The following is a 17,998-nucleotide window of genomic DNA, read 5'->3' on the forward strand; positions in this document are numbered from 1 at the left end:
TCGTGGCGCGTCGAGCAGCCGTTCCCCGAACCCGGTGCTCCCGTCGCGTCGCTCCAGGCCGGACCGAACACGCACGCCGACGCCCCGGAACACGCCCGCTCGTACCCGGGCACCGTGACCCGCTCGGGGACCACGTCGACCCGCTCGAGAAGGGGCTCGACGAGGTCCTGTCCGGGGCTGCCGGGGGCCGAGGCCCGCGGGTCGCCCCACCACATCACGCCGCAGATCGCCGCCACGATCGCCAGCGTGAGGCCGAGTGCCCTGGGGCCGACCGGGGGGACGACCCGCCCGGATGCCCCGGGTCGGGGTCCGGCGGGCACGTGGTCGGTCACGGGGCGATTATGGGTGGCCCCACGCCCCCGGAGGCCGTCAGACGGTGGTCCCGGTCCCGGGCCTGTGGAGGAGCCGGGGGTGTGGGTAACCGGGGTGTGGAAGGGCCGTCGGGGCCCCGGCCCGGCACCGCACCGGAGTGCCGTGTCGGACGGGCGTGCTTACATGTCGTCGTGACCCAGTCCGCCGATCCCCGTCTCCACGCCGTGTGGCAGTCCGGGGTCGTGGGGTTGTGGTGCGACACGGGGTTGCGTCGCCCGCACTCGGTGGCGCCGGCTGCCGCGGTGACGGCCGTGGGCCGTGCCGGGGCCCCGGATGCGGTGGTGGAGTTCCTCTCCGGCTACAGGCTGTCCCACCGGATCGGCATCCGTGCCGTCGTGGACGGCAGGGACAGATCGGCGACGGTGCCCGGGATCCGGATCTCCGTCGGCGCCGCGATCGACCTGTGTCGACTCCTCGGGGCCGAGGACACGTGGGTCGGGTCGGGACTACGGGCGTTCTCCGCCTTGTCCGCGGGTGTCGCGGCGCTCGTGGCCGCGGGCCACGTGGTCCCGTGTCTCACCCGCAGGGACGGGGCGTGGGAGGCGTCCTGGGATCTGGTCGCCTCACCGGTGATCGGGGCGTGGACCACCGAGAGCCTCCAGCGCAGCCACGGGCTGGTCGCCACCCGCGAGGAGCTGGTCCGGCTGCTGTCCGAGCTGGCGGACCACCACGCCCGCACCGCGCTGGCACCCCTGGCGGCAGACCGCCACAGTGATCTCGGTGACGCACTGGTCACCGGTGGTCAGGTGACCTCGGGCGGTCAGGGCCTGGCCGATGCCGTCCGGGAGTTCGGCCGGGCGGCCGCCGCGAAGGACGTCGAGGTGGTGTTCCGGGTGGTCGAACCCTCCGACGACGCCGAGGTGGACCGCGCCGCGACGCCTGGCCACGCCGTGGACGACGACCCGGCTGACGACTCGCCGGGGGAGCGGTCCCGGGATCCCGGTGTGCTCTGGCGGCTGCAGGTGTTGGTCCGGACGGGCGCCGATTCGCTCCGCCCGTTCTCCGACCTCGACGACACCTCCTCCGTGGACGGACCGGTTCGCGACGTGGTCGACCGGGCCGTCCGTTCGTGGCCGCCGCTGACGCGGGCCACCCAGGCGGCCGGTGTTCCCGACCTGCTCCTGCCGACCGATCTCGTGGTCGACCTGGTCGACGAGGGGGTGGAGGCACTCCGGGGCCGCGGGGTCGAGGTCCTGCTGCCGAGGGCCTGGACCAGGATCAGGACAGCGGTCAGGCTGGCCGTCAAGGAGCCCGGGACCGAGTCGGTGGACTCGGGGCACCGGTTGGGCCTCGAACAGCTGGCGGACGTCGACTGGGAGTTGGTGGTCGACGACAACCCGTTGGACGCCACCGAGGCCCGGATGTTGCTCGACGCCGCGTCGGACCTGGTCAAGCTCCGCGGCCAGTGGGTCCGGGCGGACCCGGGTGCGCTCCGGCGGGCGGCCCGCTTCCTCGCCGCCAGGCGTGGCCAGCGGACGACCGCACCCGCTCTGGTCGGGGCGTTGATGTCCGAGGAGGCGGAGGGAGTCGAGGTCCGGTCGCCGGGCACCCTCGACTGGATCCCCTCGTCGTCGTCCCCGGTCGTGCTCCCGGACTGGTTCCGGGCCACCCTGCGTCCGTACCAACTGGACGGTGTCAGGTGGCTCTCGGCGCTCTCCCGGGCCGATACCGGGGCGGTCCTGGCCGACGACATGGGTCTCGGCAAGACGATGCAGGTGCTCGCGCTCACCGCGGTCGAACACGCGGCCGGGAGGTCCGGACCGACACTGGTGGTGGCGCCGCTCACCCTGGTCGCCACGTGGGCCCGGGAGGCGTCGACGTTCGCGCCGGACCTCCGGGTCCACGTCCATCACGGACAGGGTCGGGACCGAGGTGAGGGCGCGGCCGAGAGGATGGCGGACTCCGACCTCGTCCTGACCTCATACGGCACCGCAGCTCGTGACGTCGACCTGCTCACCGGGTTAAGGTGGCGGCGTCTGGTCGCGGACGAGGCGCAGACGGTCAAGAACCCGGCGACCGCGGTGTCCCGGGCGATCAGATCGATCCCCGCGCGGCACCGGATCGCGCTCACCGGGACCCCGGTGGAGAACAGGCTGGACGAACTACGGGCGGTGTTCGACTTCGCCAACCCGGGGCTGCTCGGGTCGGCCAGTACCTTCCGCGCCCGGTTCGCGGTCCCCATCGAATCGCACCGAGACGAGGCCGCGGCCACCCGGCTGCGTGCCCTGGCGGCCCCGTTCGTCCTGCGCCGACTCAAGTCGGACCCGCTCGTGGCCGCGGATCTGCCGGCCAAGCAACACATCAGGGTCGACTCACCACTGACCCGTGAACAGGCGACCCTGTACCAGGCGGTCGTCGAGGACATGATGGAGCAGGTCAGGGACTCCGAGGGTGCGGCCCGCAAGGGTGCGATCCTGTCCGGTCTCACCGCGCTCAAACAGGTGTGCAACCATCCTGCGCACTATCTCGGCGACGGGTCCTCGCTGCTGCGGGGTGGGCGACACCGGTCCGGAAAGCTCGCGGCACTGGACGAGGTCCTCACCGAGATCCTCGACGCGGGGGAGAAGGTCCTGTTGTTCACGCAGTACCGTGCCTTCGGAGATCTGATCATCCCGCTGTTGGAGCGCCGGGCGGCGACCGGGGTCCCGTTCCTCCACGGCGGTGTCACCGCGGGTGGTCGGGCCTCGATGGTCGAGGAGTTCCAGAGCGCGGACGGCCCACCGCTGATGCTCGCCTCCCTCCGGGCGGGCGGGACCGGGCTCACGCTGACCGAGGCCAATCACGTGGTGCATCTGGACCGGTGGTGGAATCCCGCGGTGGAGAACCAGGCGACGGATCGCGTCCACAGGATCGGGCAGACCCGGGTGGTCCAGGTGCGGACCCTCGTGGCGCCCGGGACGGTGGAGGACCGGATAGACGAGTTGCTCGAGTCCAAGCGCGAGCTGGCGGATCTGACGCTCGGCCCCCTCGCGGGTGTGCTCACCGAACTGACAGACGCCGATCTGGCCTCACTCGTCGCGCTGACCGACGAGGGGACGGACGAGACGTGAGCGGGAGAGGAGGGATCCCCACCCGGTCCAAGGCGGGTCCGTTCGGGTCGCACATGTGGAGTCGGCGGTGGTCCTCGGACCTCGAGTCCGGCGTGAGCCGCGGCGAGGCGTTCCTCGGCCGCAAGGACGCGCGCAACGGCAGGGTGCTCTCCCTGGAGCACTCCGGCCGGATCGTGCGGTGCGACGTCGACGGCAGTCAACCGGACCCGTTCTCCGTGGAGTTCGAGTTCGCCCCGCTCGACGCCACGGACACCGACGCGCTCCGTACGGCGCTCCGCCGCGAGGAGGGAGGAGTGCTGGGCGCGCTCTCCGGGGATTTCTCCGACACGGTCGGATTCCTCCTGCTCCCGGCGGTCCACGGCGCCACCCGGTACTCGTGCCGGTGCCCGGTCCAGCCGGGCCCGTGTCGACACGTGCTGTCCGCCGCCCACGTGCTCGTGGAGTGGTGGGACGCCACCCCGGAGGTGATGTTCGCACTCCGGGGACTGAGGGCCGAGACGGTGGGCGCCGTGCTGGGGGGGACCGCGGACGGGGACGTCGGCGCGGTCGCCTTCGACGTGGAGGAGAGCCTGTGGGGCCGGGATCCACTTCTCCCCGCCGTCCCCACCACCGCCCCGGCGGGTCTGGAGGATCTCCTGGACGCACCGGTCACCAGGAGACTCGCCGCGGCCGCGACCGGGGATCCACTCGAACAACTGCGGGTGGTGGCCGACCTGGAGGACTTCCTCGACGCGTTCAGCCGGTATCGGCCGGGGGATCAGCGCCCGTGATCCACCCGGTCGGCGAATCCCGCCGCAGCACTGTCGGAGCCCCCACCTACGATGCGGCCATGGACAGGCGACGGGACGGCGACACGATCCGATTCCTCCACTCGGCCGACTGGCAGCTGGGGATGACACGGCGATTCCTCGGGACCGAGTCACAGGCGGTGTACACGGCGGACCGGCTCGCCGCGGTGGCGTCGCTGGGGGACATCGCCCTCGAGCACGGCGCCGAGTTCGTCGTGGTCGCGGGCGACGCGTTCGAGGACAACGCCGTTCCCCGATCGGTCGTGCTCCGTGCCGCGGAGGTTCTCGCGGCCTTCCCGGTACCTGTACTGATCCTCCCCGGGAACCACGATCCGCTTGACGTGTCGTCGGTACTGAGGTGCCGGGACTTCTCCTCGGCCGTGGACGGCGGGGCCGTCACCGTCATCTGTGACTCCGAGCCCGTGGAGATACGCCCCGGGGTCGAGGTGGTGGGGGTCCCGTGGACCTCCAAGCGCCCGGATCCCGCCCGTCTCCCCGCGTTGCTCGCCGACCTGGGCCCGACCGACTCCCTGCGCATCCTCGTCGCGCACGGTGGCACCGACGAGGTCTACGGCGGTGACTCGCCGTCTGTCGAGGCGATCCGCGTCGCGGAGCTCGAGAGCGCCGTCGGGTCGGGACACCTGGACTACGTGGCCCTCGGCGACAGGCACTCGGTCACCAGTGTCGGTGCCGGCGACAGGATCTGGTTCTCGGGAAGCCCCGAGACCACGGCGTTCGACGACGTCGAGAGGGCGTCCGGTCAGGCTCTGCTCGTCGAGCTCGGGACGCGGAGCCCCACCGGCGGCCGGGGTGACTGTGTGGTGACACCCGTCCGGACCGGACGGTGGTCCTTCCTCGCGATCACCGCGGAGATCGAGACCGAGTCGGACCTCGACGCCCTCGCCGAGCGGATCGAGGCGATCGAGGACAAACCCAGGACGGTCCTCAAGCTGGGCCTCACCGGGACCGTCGGGGTGGCCCTGCGTGCGAGGATCGACGATCTCCTGGAGACGTGGGCGGAGCTGTTCGCGGCCGCATACCTGCGAGAGCGGCTCACCCACCTGGTGGTCCGCGCGGAGGATTCGGACTTCACCGACCTCGTGGACGGCTATGCCGGGCGCGCGGTTCAGGATCTCGTGGAGAAGGCGGCGTCGAACGGATCGGACTCGGAGGACGCCGGCAATGCGCTCAGTCTGCTGTACCGGCTCGTGGACGGAGGCCTGAGGTGATCCTGCACCGGCTGTGTATCGAGGACTTCCGAGGCGTCGACCGGGAGGAGGTGCAGGTGCCCCCCCGCGGGGTCTTCGTGATCGAGGGCCCCAACGAATCGGGCAAGACGAGCCTCATGGATGCACTGGAGATGCTCCTCGAACACAAGGCCTCCTCCGGCCGAGCGGAGATCAAGGCCGCGAGCCCTGTGGGGCGTGACGTCCCGGTGGTGGTGGAGGCCGAGTTCACGATCGACCGCGAGCGGATGCGGTACCGCAAGGAGTTCGTGCGCGGCAAGCGCACGTCGCTCGAGTTCCCGGAGTCCGCGAAGGTGGCGCTGACGGGTGACGACGCCCACGACTACGTGCGGGACCTCCTGGACCGCCGGGTGGACAGGTCCCTGTGGAGAGCGCTGCGTATCGCCCAGGACGAACCCATCGGTCAGGTGGAGGCGGGCAAGGGGATGGAGTCGCTGCGGCGAGCCCTGGACGCCGCGGCCGGCGGGGCCGCTCCCACGGGTGACGACACACTGGTCACCCGGGTCGCGGAGGAACGTCACCGCTACCTGACGGCACGACGCGGGGAGCCCACCGGCGAGCTCGCGCGGTCGGAGACCCGGCTGGCTGACGCACGCACGGCGCTGGACGACGCCAGGGCGGGGCTGTCCGAACTCGATGCCGCGGTGACCGAGCACGCACACCACTCCGCCGCCCACTCCGCCAGGCGATCCTCGCTGGCCGCCGTCGAGGTGGAGGTGGAGCGCCTCGAGGAGGCCGGACGAACCGTCGCACGGTTCCGGGAGCTCCTCCGGGCCGCGGAGGCGGAGGTCGACCGCGCCACGGTGGCGCACGACGCGGCGAGCCGGCTCCACCGGGAGCGCACGGACCTCATCACACGGCGTCAGGAGGAACTGACCAGGGAGACCGACCTGCGATCCGCCACGGAGGCGGCGACGCGGAGGGTGGAACCGGCCGAGATCAGGGCGAGCGAGGCGCGGGCCGCCCTGGAAGCGGCCGAGGAGCGGGTCACCAGGGCCCGCGCACTGGTCGACGCCGAGCGGGACGCGCGCGACCGGGTGCGGCGTCGCGCCGACCTGTCCGACCTCGATTCCCTTCTCAAGACCCTCGGGACGGTCGGGAGGGAACTCGCGGAGAAGGAGTCCGAACTCGCGGATGTCGACCTTCCCGGCGGGACCGTCGAGCGGATCCGCTCCGCGGACACGGCCCTGCGCGAAGCCGTGGTCCGCAGTGCGGCCAGTGCCCCGAGGGTGGCGGTGACCGGCGAGGGAACGGCCCGAATCGGGGAGGAGACGATCGACGCGTCCGCGGGCTGGGAGGGCGAGATCGTCGAGGACACCGTGTTCGAGGTGGGAACGGTGTCGCTGACCGTGGTCCCCGCCGGCGACACCGAGGCCGTCCGCCGCGCGGAGTCGGCGGCCAGGTCCCGACTCGAGACGGTGCTCCGCGAGAGCGGGTGCGGATCGCTCGCCGAGGCCGAGAGGAGGGAACGGCGGGCGGAGGGGCTCCGAGCCGAGATCGCAGCCCACCGGCGGCGCAGGACGGATCTGCTCCGGGGGGACACCCCCGAGGATCTGACGAGACGACGCGCGATACTCGCCGCGGAGGTGGGGTCGGACGCCGAGGAATCGGCAGGGGCCCCCGCCGGCCCTGGTGGGCCCGGGGACGGGGACTCACCGGACCCTGCAGCGGAGTCGGCCTCGGCGGAGGAGGACCTGATCAGGTGCCGCTCGGAGGATCGGGCCGCCTCGGCCGAGGCCGAGACTCTGCGAACCGACCTCGCCACCAGGGGTGCGTTGGCCGCGGAGGCCGCGGACCGGCTGCAGGGGTGCGAGGACGCGCTCGCCGCCGCACGGGCCGTGACGCCGGACGCGGAGCTCGAGGCCGCGGTGGAGAGGACGACGCTCGAGGTGGACTCCAGAAGGGAGACCGCGCGTCAGGCGCGGGCCCGACTGGACGAGACGCTCGCCGACGCGCCGCCGGAACTCCTCGAGAACGCGCGGGCCTCGCTGGCCGCCCTCGTCGCCGAGGAGAGGGAGTGCGCGTCGGCGGTGGCCACAGCGCTCGGTCGGGTGAACGCGATCGGAGACCAGGGACGGCTCGGGGACGTCGCGGTGGCGGAACGTGAGGTCGAGGCCGCGCAGAGGGAGAACTCCGCCCTGTGGCGGCGGGCACGCGCGGCGGACCTGCTCTACCGGACCCTCGAACAACGACGGTCCGAGGCTCTCCGGGCCTACCAGGAGCCGTTCCACCGGGCGGTGGTCGAACTCGGGCGACTGGTCTACGGGCGCGAGTTCGACGTGCGACTGGGGGAGGACCTCACCATTCTCAGCCGGAGGATCGGGGAGGTCTCCGTCGACTACGACTCCCTGTCCGGCGGGGCCAGGGAACAGCTGGCCGTGATCGTCAGAATCGCCTGCGCCAGACTCGTGGGGGACAACGGTGTCCCGGTGTTCCTCGACGACACCATGGGGTACACCGATCCCTCCCGTCGCCTCACGATGGGTGCGGTCATCGCCGCCGCGGCCTCCACGTCACAGGTCATCGTCCTCACCTGCGACCGTTCACGCTTCGCGGGTGTCGGCAGCGCGCGCACCCACGTCATGCGCAGGTCGGGATCGGCCCGCGACTGAGGGCGGTCCGGCCGGTCCGCGGCGGGCCGGTGGCTGGAGGACGCAGCGGCGGGTCGCCGTGCTGTAATAGCCCCATGAGCGAGACACGCTGGTTGAGCGATGAAGAACAGTGCATGTGGCGCCGGTACCGGGAAGTCAATCAGTTGCTCGACCTCGCGATCGAACGCCAGCTCCAGCGCGACGCGTCGATGTCCCAGTCCGACTACTCGGTGCTGGTCAGCCTGAGCGAGGCGGACGGTCGGGGCCTGCGCGCCCGTGATCTGGGGGCGGCTCTCGGCTGGGACCGCAGCCGTGTGTCGCATCAGGTCAGGCGGATGGAGGCCCGGGGACTCGTCGCCAAGGGGGAGTGCGCGGAAGACGGCCGGGGCACCATCGTCACCCTCACCGCAGAGGGCGCCGAGGCGATCGCCCGGGTGGCCCCCATGCACGTGGAGAAGGTCCGCGAGCTTCTGGTCGACGTCCTCACCCCGGAGGAGGTCGGCACACTGACCGAGATCTTCGAGCGGGTGGTCACCCGCATCGGCGAGGTCGACGGGATCACCCTGCCGAGCTGATCGGGTCCGGGGTCGCGCCGGAGAGTACGAACGGAAATGACAGCGGGGCCCGGGCTGAGAAGCCCGGGCCCCGCTGTCGTGGTGCCCCCGAAGGGAATCGAACCCCTGACCTTTGGTACCGGAAACCAACGCTCTATCCCCTGAGCTACGAGGGCGGGATACCGGCCTTTCCGGGCCGGAGGCCGATCGCCGGGCGACTACTTCGAACCGCCCTGCTGAACAGCGAGACCGATCGTAGCACCGGGGCGGGATCGTGACCGCATCGGGCCCGCCCGCGTCGCGAGGGCGGGCGGACGCCGGTGTCCGATTCCGCTGCCGACGTGCCGACACCTAGGATAGGAAGACGTGACTCCCGCCGACCTCGCCGCCGTCATCCGCGCCGCTCTCATCACCGTTCTCACCGAGCGTGGAGCCGACATCTCGGTGGTGCCGGACACGGTGACGGTCGAACGCCCGCGCAACCCGGAACACGGCGACTACGCCACCAACATCGCGTTGCAGTTGGCCAAGAAGGTCGGAGCCTCTCCGCGGGATCTGGCGCAGGAGATCGCCACCGCGCTCGCCGCCGATCCCGGTGTGGCGTCGGCGGACATCGCCGGCCCCGGATTCCTCAACATCCGCCTCGACTCCGGTGCCCAGGGGTCGCTCGTGGCCTCCGTCATCGAGCAGGGCGAGGCGTACGGCACCGGGGACGCGATGGCCGGTCGTCGGGTGAACCTCGAGTTCGTCTCCGCCAACCCGACCGGCCCCATCCACCTGGGAGGCACCCGCTGGGCGGCGGTCGGCGACGCCCTCGGGCGCGTGCTCGAGGCATCCGGTGCGCAGGTGACCCGGGAGTACTACTTCAACGACCACGGTGCCCAGATCGATCGGTTCAGCAGGTCGCTGGCCGCCGCGGCCCGCGGCGAGGCGACTCCGGAGGACGGGTACGCGGGAGCGTATATCGACGACATCGCCGCCCGGGTCGTCGCGGAGCACCCGGACGTCCTCGAACTGCCGGAGGCCGAGGGGCTCGAGACGTTCCGCGCCACGGGCGTCGATCTGATGTTCACCCACATCAAGGCGTCGCTCGCGGAGTTCGGCACTGTCTTCGACGTCTACACCCATGAGAACTCGATGTTCACCTCCGGCGCCGTCGACCGGGCGATCGAGGTGCTCAAGGGCAACGGCAACCTGTACGAGTCCGAGGGCGCCTGGTGGCTGCGCTCCACGGACTTCGGGGACGACAAGGACCGTGTGGTCCTCAAGTCCGACGGCAACGCGGCCTACATCGCCGGTGACATCGCCTACTTCCTGGACAAGCGGGACCGCGGTTTCGACCTGTGCATCTACATGCTCGGTGCCGACCATCACGGGTACATCGCCCGTCTCAAGGCCGCGGCGGCGGCACTGGGGGACGACCCCGCGGCGATCGAGGTCCTCATCGGGCAGATGGTCAGCCTCGTGCGGGACGGCGTCCCGGTCAAGATGAGCAAGCGCGCCGGCACCGTCATCACGCTCGACGACCTGGTGGACGCGATCGGGGTGGACGCCGCTCGGTATGCGCTCATCCGCTCATCGGTGGACCAGACCATGGACATCGATCTGCAGTTGTGGACGTCGGCGACCAACGACAACCCGGTCTTCTACGTCCAGTACGCGCACGCCCGCCTGTGTTCCCTCGCCCGGAACGCCGCCGACCTGGGGGTCACCACCGACGCCGCCGACCTCGCGCTCCTGGTCGAGGACCGGGAGGGCGCGCTCATCCGGACCATCGGTGAGTTCCCCCGGGTCGTGGCGAGCGCGGCCGAACTGCGCGAACCGCACCGGGTCGCCAGGTATCTCGAGGAACTCGCGGGCGCCTATCACCGCTTCTACGACACGTGTCGCGTCCTGCCGATGGGTGACGAGGAGGCGGGGCCGCTCCACGCCGCCCGGCTCGCGCTCAGCACGGCGACCCGACAGACGCTGGCGAACGGACTGCGGCTGATCGGCGTCACCGCCCCGGAGAAGATGTGAGCGCGCACCCGGCCGGGTCCCGGCACGAGTTCCCGCACGCGCCCGGGATCGGCGAGCGTCCCACCGACGCGGGCGGGGTGATGGCCCTGGATCCGGCGGTCTGGCCGCGCGGTGCGGGTCGTCGCGGGGACGGGGTGGTGGAGTTCGCCGGGGTCGCGGCGGATGAGCTGGCGGCCGAGTTCGGCACCCCGTTGTTCGTCATCGACGAGGATGACTTCCGCTCGCGCTGCCGCGAGATGGCGGAGGCCTTCGGGGGCGCCGACCGGGTCCACTACGCGTCCAAGGCGTTCCTGTGTACCGAGGTGGCGCGCTGGGTGGCGGAGGAGGGGTTGAGCCTGGACGTCGCCTCCGGTGGCGAGCTCGCGGTGGCCCTTCGTGCGGGGTTCCCGACGGACCGGATCACCGTGCACGGCAACAACAAGTCCGCCGACGAACTCAGGCTCGCCGTGCGCAGCGGGGTCGGGCACGTCGTCCTCGACTCGATGTCCGAGATCGCCCTGCTCGACCGCATCGCCGCCGAGGAGGGCGTGGTCCAGGACGTCTTCATCCGGGTGACGGTGGGCGTGGAGGCGCACACCCACGAGTTCATCGCCACCGCCCACGAGGACCAGAAGTTCGGGTTCTCCCTCGCTGGCGGTGCGGCGATGGCGGCCGTCCGCGGGGTGTTCGAGGCACCGCACATCCGGCTCACCGGCCTGCACAGCCACATCGGGTCCCAGATCTTCGACGTCGACGGCTTCGAACTCGCCGCGCGCCGCGTGATCGGCCTCCTGCGCGACATCGTCGACGAGTTCGGTGTCGAGCGCACGGCCCAGCTCGATCACCTGGACCTGGGTGGCGGACTGGGCATCAGCTACGTCGCCTCCGACGACCCGCCCCCGGTCGCCCAGCTGGCCGCCGCGCTGACGGAGATCGTCGACGGCTTCTCACGGGACGTCGGCCTCGCGCCCCCCACGCTGGTCGTCGAACCCGGACGGGCGATCGCCGGACCCGGCACCGTCACCCTCTACGAGGTGGGCGTGGTCAAGGACGTCGAGCTCGCGGGTGGGGAGAGCCGCCGCTACATCAGTGTCGACGGCGGGATGAGCGACAACATCCGGACGGCGTTGTACGACGCCGTGTACGACGCCCGGCTGGTGGGCCGCGCCTCGTCGGCGGAACCCGTCGTGGCGAGGCTCGTGGGCAAGCACTGCGAGAGCGGTGACGTGGTGGTGCGTGACCTGTGGATGCCGGAGGACGTCGGTGCGGGTGACCTGGTGGCCGTCGCGGCGACCGGGGCCTACTGCTACTCGATGTCGAGCCGGTACAACCTGATCGGGCGGCCCGCGGTGGTCGCGGTCCGCGACGGACGGGCACGCCTGGTGCTCCGACGTGAAACCCTGGACGATCTGACGAGCTTGGAGGTGGGACAGTGAGCGACGCAACGGCGTCAGGCGTGCGACCCGTGGGAGTGGCGGTGCTCGGAATGGGCACCGTCGGCACCGAGGTCATCCGCTACATGACGGAGAACGCGGAGGCTCTCGCCTCCCGCATCGGGGCCCCGTTGGCCCTGCGGGGTGTCGCCGTGCGCGACCTGACCCGCGATCGCGGGGTGGACCCGGAGCTCCTGACCGCGGACCCGGCCTCGCTCGTCTCCCGGGACGACGTCGACGTCGTCGTCGAACTGATGGGCGGCATCGACGTGCCGCGTCCCCTCCTCCTCGAGGCGCTCCGTCACGGCAAGGCCGTGGTCACCGCGAACAAGGCGCTGCTGGCCGAGTACACCGACGAACTGGCGGAGGCCGCGGACTCGACCCGCACCGACCTGTACTTCGAGGCGGCCGTGGCCGGCGCGATCCCGGTGATCGGACCGCTGCGTCGCTCGATGGCCGGCGACCAGGTCGAGCGTGTCCTCGGGATCGTCAACGGCACCACCAACTACATCCTCTCCGCGATGGGGGCCACGGGCGCCGATTACGCGGAGACCCTCGCGGAGGCCTCCCGGCTGGGGTACGCGGAGGCCGATCCCACGGCGGATGTCGAGGGGTACGACGCGGCGGCCAAGGCCGCGATCCTGGCCTCGATCGCATTCCACAGCCGGGTGACGGCGGGCGACGTCTACCGGGAGGGGATCTCCAGGATCTCGCCCGACGACTTCGCCTCCGCCCGCGACATGGACTGCACCATCAAGCTGCTCGCGATCTGCGAGAAGCTGCGGCGGGAGGACGGCAGCGAGGCCGTCTCGGCGCGCGTGTACCCCGCGTTGTTGCCCAACAGCCATCCGCTCGCCACCGTCAACGGCGCCTTCAACGCCGTCGTGGTGGAGGCGGAGGCGGCCGGCCGTCTCATGTTCTACGGGCAGGGTGCGGGAGGTTCCCCGACCGCCTCCGCCGTGCTCGGGGACATGGTCGCGGCGGCCCGCAACAAGGTGGACTCGGGTCGCGCACCCGGCGAGTCGACCTACGCGGCCCTCCCCGTGGCCTCGATGGACGAGGTCTCCACGCGGTACCACGTGCGGATGCGTGTGGCCGACAAGCCCGGGGTGCTGGCGCTGGTCGCCGCCGAGTTCTCCCGCCACGGGGTGTCCATCGCCCAGGTGCGGCAGACCGAGGTCGAGTTCCCGGAGTCGGAGCTCGACGATTCCGAGCCCACCGCGGAGCTCACCGTCCTGACCCACCGCGCCTCGGAGCGCGCGCTCGCCGACACGGTCGCCGCGCTCTCCGACCAGGACGCGGTCTCGGTCATCACCAGCGTCATCCGACTCGAGGGAGTGGACACCGAATGAGCAGCACCCATCAGCCCGTGCACCACCGCTGGCCCGGCCTCATCGAGGCCTACCGCGACCGGCTCCCGATCGGGGACGCCTGGGAGCCGGTGACGCTCTTCGAGGGCGGGACCCCGCTCCTCCCGGCGCCCTACCTCTCAGGGGTCACGGGGTGCGAGGTCTACCTCAAGGTGGAGGGCCTTAACCCGACGGGCTCGTTCAAGGACCGCGGCATGACCATGGCCGTCACCGACGCCAGGGCGAGGGGCCAGAAGGCCGTCCTGTGTGCCTCGACCGGGAACACCTCCGCCTCGGCCGCCGCGTATGCGACCCGCGCCGGGATGGGCTGCGCGGTTCTCATCCCGCAGGGCAAGATCGCGGCGGGGAAGCTGGCGCAGGCGGTCATGCACGGGGCGACGATCATCCAGGTGGACGGCAACTTCGACGACTGCCTGGAGCTGGCCCGTAAGACCACCGCCACGTACGCGGAGATCGGTCTGGTCAACTCGGTCAACCCGGTGCGGATCGAGGGCCAGAAGACCGCCGCGTTCGAGATCGTCGACGTGCTCGGACGCGCACCCGATCTGCACTTCCTCCCGGTGGGCAACGCGGGCAACATCACCGCGTACTGGAAGGGCTACAGCGAGTACCACGCGGACGGCATCGTCTCGACCCGCCCGCGGATGATGGGCGTGCAGGCCGCGGGCGCGGCGCCCCTCGTGGACGGGGCGCCGGTCAAGAACCCGGAGACCATCGCCACCGCCATCCGCATCGGCGCGCCGGCGTCCTGGGACGGCGCCGTCGCCGCCCGTGACCAGTCCGGTGGCACGTTCCGCAAGCGCACGGACGAGCAGATCCTCGAGGCGTACCGCACCGTTGCGGGCAAGGACGGCGTGTACGTGGAGCCGGCCTCCGCGGCGTCGGTCGCGGGACTGCTCGACGCGCACGCCAACGGGGAACTCGAGCCCGGTCAGACGATCGTCTGCACCGTCACCGGCAACGGGCTCAAGGACCCGGACACCGCCCTCCTGGGCATGCCCGAGGTGGAGGCCATCCCGGTGGATCCGACCGCCGTCGCCGGCGCTCTCGGGTTGGAATGAGCGACGTGACCGGTACCGGCCCCGAGGTCTTCGGCAGCTCCGGGGGACGTATCCTGCCGGTCGGTCGCTCGGTCACCGTCGAGGTGCCCGCGTCCAGCGCCAACCTCGGGCCGGGTTTCGACGCCCTGGGCGTGGCGCTGGGCCTGTACGACACCATCACGGTGACCACCATCGGCTCGGGGCTCGAGCTCGAGGTCTCGGGCGAGGGGGCCGGTCAGGTCCCCGCCGACGCCTCCCACCTGGTCGCGAAGGCGGTGGAGGCGGGACTGCGGGCCGGCGGCACGGGCGCCCCTGGGGTCAGGATCGCCTGTACCAACGCGATACCGCACTCCCGGGGTCTCGGGTCCTCCGCGTCCGCCGCGGTGGGGGGACTGGTCGCGGCGAACGGTCTCATGGGCGGCGTGTTGACCGACGAGCACCTGGTACAGCTCGCGAGCGAGTTCGAGGGGCATCCCGACAACGCGGCGGCGAGCGTGCTCGGCGGGGTCGTGGTCTCGTGGACCGAGCGATCGGCGACCGCCGTGACCTACCGCGCGGTGCGCATGGACGTCGATCCGACGATCGTCGCCACCGTGCTGGTGCCGGCCGAGACCTCGTCGACGGCGCAGACCCGGGGCTTGCTCCCGGAGATGGTCCCCCACGAGGACGCGGCCTTCAACGCCAGTCGGGCCGCACTGATGTCGGTGGCCCTGGCCTCGCACCCGGAGTTCCTCCTGGCCGCGACCGAGGACAGGCTCCACCAGTCCTACCGGGCCCCGGCGCTCGTCGGCACCACCGAGTGGGTCGGCCGGCTCCGGGACCGTGGACTCGCCGCGACGGTCTCCGGGGCGGGCCCCACCGTCCTGGTGCTGGGGACCTCCGCGCTGCCCGCGGACCTGCGCGGGGACGCCGAGGCGCAGGGATGGCAGGTCCTGGATCTCCGGATCGCGGAGGGCGCCCGGGTTCTCGTCGGGGAGTGAGGACGTCCGCTCGCACGACGGGGGTTCACGGCCGGGCCGTGACCCCGGTCAGGTGGTGGAGCCCGGTGAGATGGTCGTGACCTGATAGGCCCCGTCGGCGTGGAGGGCACGGATCGCCCGCTTGTCGTACTTTCCGACCGACGTGCGGGGGATGTCGTCGACGAACGCCCAGTGGTCCGGTCGCTTCCACAGTTCCACATGGCCCTCCAGCGACTCCCAGAGCGCCCGCGCGGTGGCGGACGCGCCGGGTTTGAGGTGGACCAGGACCATGGGGCGGTTGCCCCAGCGTTCGTCCGGTACGCCGATCACCGCGGCATCGGCCACCCGCTCGTCCCGCAGGACGGCGTGCTCGAGTTCCACCGAGGAGATCAGCTCGCCCCCCGAGGCGATGATGTCGTCCACCCGGTCGACCACGTCGAGGTAGCCCCTGGGGGAGATGGTCGCCATGTCCCCGGTGCGCAGCCAACCGTCGACGAACCGGTCGGTCGCGTCGTCGCCGAGATAGCGTGCGGTGACCCAGGGTCCTCTGATCTGTAGCTCGCCGACCGACCACCCGTCGTTCGGCAGGACACGCCCGGCTTCGACGATCCGGGCCTCGACCCCGGCGGGGAACCTGCCCTGCCCGAGGATCTGTGCCCGGCGGTGGGTCGCGGACGAATGGGGGTCGGCCCGGGCGAACGTGGCGATCGGGCTCGACTCGGTCAGGCCGTAGGCCTGCATGATGGTGACCCCGTGTCGCGTGACGAACGCGTCGAACAGCGCTTCCGGCACCGGCGAGCCGCCGACCAGGACCTCGCCCAGGTGGCCGAGCGGCTGGGGGTTGGTCTCCAGCCGGCGGAGGAGGCGCTGCAGGGAGGCCGGCGTGGTCGCGACCTTGTTGGGTCTGAACGTGGCGAGCAGATCGGCCAGGTCGCGGCCGGAGTGCATGGCCTGACCCGGTCGCGGCCGGGCGGTGATGATGCTCGCCCCGGTCATGAACGCCGCGTAGGGCAGGCCCCAGGACAGGACGTGGTACATCGGCACGGTCGTCAGGACGGTGTCCCCGCTGCGGAGCGCCGCGCTCTCGGCCATGCACATCTGCATCGAGTGCAGCCAGATCGAGCGGTGGGTGAACGCCACCGCCTTGGACAGGCCGGTCGTGCCGGAGGTGTAGGCCAGCGCCGCCGCGGCGCGTTCGTCCAGCTCGGGCCACTGATAGGTGGTCGGCCGTCCGTCGAGGAGGGCCTCCAGGGCGTGGAGTTCCACCTCGTGACCGTCCCCGGACAGGTCGGTGGTGTCCCCGGCGACCCGGGCGTCGAAGACGACGAGGTGGCGCACGTGCTCCAGGTCGGCGACCACCTCGAGTGCGAGAGAGAGCAGTTCGGGATCCACCAACACGACGGAGACGTCGTTGTCGCGGAGCGCCGCGAGGAGGAAGGACCGGGACCTAAGGACGTTGACCGACAGCGCGACGGCTCCCATCGACGGGATCGCGAACAGCGACTCGACGACCTCGGTGCGGCTGCCGGACAGAACGGCCACGACGTCACCCTCGCCCACGCCGAGATCGGTGAGGGCGTGGGCCAGGGCCGCGGCCCTGGCGGCGATCACGTCGAACCGAAGGGTCCGGGGCTCCATGTCCCCGACGAAACCGGTGACCGTGGAGCCGGAGTGGCGCTCTGCGGCGTGGTCGAGGATCCGGGACACGAGCAACGGGGTGTCGAGCATCGTTCCGAACATCAGACCTCCTTCCGCGCGGCCGCAGTGGGCTGTAGGTTACCGCCCGTCGACCGGGATGCGGACACGCCCGTGGGACTCGCGAGGGGGACGCGTGTGGAGACCGACTGCGGGTAGTATGCTTGCCGAAGCCACGGACGCCCGGTCGTCCCCGCATCCCGAGACATCTCCAGTTCACCGTCCGCCTCGGCGGACGGCAGCTCGTGAGTAGGTCACGGTGGGAGCGGCCGAACGGCGAGTGGTCAACTGGGATTGTCGTGCCCGTGAGTGGGTCTCGTCCGTAGTCGACGGTCAACATGACGTCGGCGCGGTGGGCGTCACCTCGTGTACATCCCCCTCAGACGAATCCGTGTCCGGCCAGTTCGCCGCCACGGAAGGCCTCAGCGGCCACCCGGGACGCCCGTCCGCGTCCCGGACAGTTGCTCGGTGCGAAGCGGTGGACACCGCCTCGGCCCGGGCCCAGAAAGGACACCCGTGACCTCGACGGAAACCCACTCCACGCCTCCGCAGGGTGCCGCACTGGCAGCCATGCGACTGGCGGACCTCAAGTCCCTGGCGCAGCAGATGGGCCTCAAGGGCCTGTCAGGCAAGCGCAAGGGCGATCTGGTGGCGATGATCGACTCCGCCCGCGGCGGGAAGTCCCAGGCTCCCGCCCAGTCCGCGCCGGCCGCGACCGCGGAGAGTGCCCCCCGGTCCGACGCGCAGAAGCCGCCGAGTGGCCAGCAGCCCGCGCGCGAACCCAGGAAGGCGGACGAGGGTTCGACTCGGGGTGGCGGTGAGGCGCCCGCCGAGAGCCGGGGCCGCGGGGACGGGCAGGACCAGGGCGAACGGAACCGTCGCGAGGACGGCCCGCGCGGCG

At 71.6% G+C, this 17,998-nt stretch carries 12 protein-coding genes, 1 tRNA gene and 1 pseudogene; 11 read left to right on the forward strand and 3 right to left on the reverse strand.

What is annotated here, in order from left to right; translation table 11 throughout:
- A pseudogene (locus G6022_RS05880) lies at positions 1–332 on the reverse strand (deoxyribonuclease); the annotation flags it as partial.
- Between the two features lie 171 nt (positions 333–503).
- Between G6022_RS05880 and G6022_RS05885 the strand changes: the two are divergent.
- The 5 genes from G6022_RS05885 to G6022_RS05905 all read left to right on the forward strand — a co-directional run bounded on the left by G6022_RS05885 (position 504) and on the right by G6022_RS05905 (position 8,623).
- Positions 504–3,422 (forward strand): SNF2-related protein, encoded by a 2,919-nt coding sequence (locus G6022_RS05885; RefSeq protein WP_182638691.1) that lies wholly within the window; start codon positions 504–506, stop codon positions 3,420–3,422.
- Complete coding sequence (locus G6022_RS05890) at positions 3,419–4,192, forward strand: hypothetical protein (RefSeq protein WP_259848322.1); 774 nt, start codon at positions 3,419–3,421, stop codon at positions 4,190–4,192. The genes G6022_RS05885 and G6022_RS05890 overlap by 4 nt, the downstream gene beginning before the upstream one ends.
- A 59-nt stretch (positions 4,193–4,251) precedes the next feature.
- Positions 4,252–5,439: a DNA repair exonuclease gene (locus G6022_RS05895; protein ID WP_179525567.1), complete on the forward strand. Its 1,188-nt coding sequence runs from the start codon at positions 4,252–4,254 to the stop codon at positions 5,437–5,439.
- A complete protein-coding gene (locus G6022_RS05900; protein WP_182691163.1) occupies positions 5,436–8,069 on the forward strand; it encodes an AAA family ATPase in 2,634 nt (877 codons plus the stop codon). The genes G6022_RS05895 and G6022_RS05900 overlap by 4 nt, the downstream gene beginning before the upstream one ends.
- A 74-nt stretch (positions 8,070–8,143) precedes the next feature.
- Entirely contained in the window at positions 8,144–8,623 is a 480-nt protein-coding gene (locus G6022_RS05905) for a MarR family winged helix-turn-helix transcriptional regulator (RefSeq protein ID WP_241731074.1), read from the forward strand.
- A 79-nt stretch (positions 8,624–8,702) separates the two neighbouring features.
- On the opposite strand, the gene G6022_RS05910 is transcribed toward G6022_RS05905, so the two are convergent.
- Positions 8,703–8,778: transfer RNA gene (locus G6022_RS05910), tRNA-Arg, on the reverse strand.
- A 190-nt stretch (positions 8,779–8,968) separates the two neighbouring features.
- On the opposite strand from G6022_RS05910, the gene argS reads away from it, so the two are divergent.
- The 5 genes from argS to thrB are packed head-to-tail and all read left to right on the forward strand — an operon-like array spanning position 8,969 to position 15,423.
- Positions 8,969–10,621 carry an arginine--tRNA ligase gene (gene argS, locus G6022_RS05915; protein ID WP_182639369.1) on the forward strand — a complete coding sequence of 551 codons (1,653 nt, stop codon included), beginning with the start codon at positions 8,969–8,971 and terminating at the stop codon, positions 10,619–10,621.
- A complete protein-coding gene (gene lysA, locus G6022_RS05920; RefSeq protein ID WP_179525564.1) occupies positions 10,618–12,036 on the forward strand; it encodes a diaminopimelate decarboxylase in 1,419 nt (472 codons plus the stop codon). The genes argS and lysA overlap by 4 nt, the downstream gene beginning before the upstream one ends.
- Positions 12,033–13,385: a homoserine dehydrogenase gene (locus G6022_RS05925; protein ID WP_179525563.1), complete on the forward strand. Its 1,353-nt coding sequence runs from the start codon at positions 12,033–12,035 to the stop codon at positions 13,383–13,385. The genes lysA and G6022_RS05925 overlap by 4 nt, the downstream gene beginning before the upstream one ends.
- Complete coding sequence (thrC, locus tag G6022_RS05930; protein ID WP_179525562.1) at positions 13,382–14,464, forward strand: threonine synthase; 1,083 nt, start codon at positions 13,382–13,384, stop codon at positions 14,462–14,464. The genes G6022_RS05925 and thrC overlap by 4 nt, the downstream gene beginning before the upstream one ends.
- Positions 14,461–15,423 (forward strand): homoserine kinase, encoded by a 963-nt coding sequence (thrB, locus tag G6022_RS05935; protein ID WP_179525561.1) that lies wholly within the window; start codon positions 14,461–14,463, stop codon positions 15,421–15,423. The genes thrC and thrB overlap by 4 nt, the downstream gene beginning before the upstream one ends.
- Before the next feature lie 48 nt (positions 15,424–15,471).
- On the opposite strand, the gene G6022_RS05940 is transcribed toward thrB, so the two are convergent.
- Positions 15,472–17,142: an AMP-binding protein gene (locus G6022_RS05940; protein WP_179525560.1), complete on the reverse strand. Its 1,671-nt coding sequence runs from the start codon at positions 17,140–17,142 to the stop codon at positions 15,472–15,474.
- A 471-nt stretch (positions 17,143–17,613) separates the two neighbouring features.
- Between G6022_RS05940 and G6022_RS05945 the strand changes: the two genes are divergently transcribed.
- Positions 17,614–17,998, forward strand: a 385-nt coding sequence (locus G6022_RS05945) for a Rho termination factor N-terminal domain-containing protein (protein ID WP_182691165.1), incomplete at its 3' end; no start/stop codon positions are given.

The organism is Dietzia sp. Cai40 (assembly GCF_014145165.1).
Taxonomy (GTDB): Bacteria; Actinomycetota; Actinomycetes; order Mycobacteriales; family Mycobacteriaceae; genus Dietzia; species Dietzia natronolimnaea.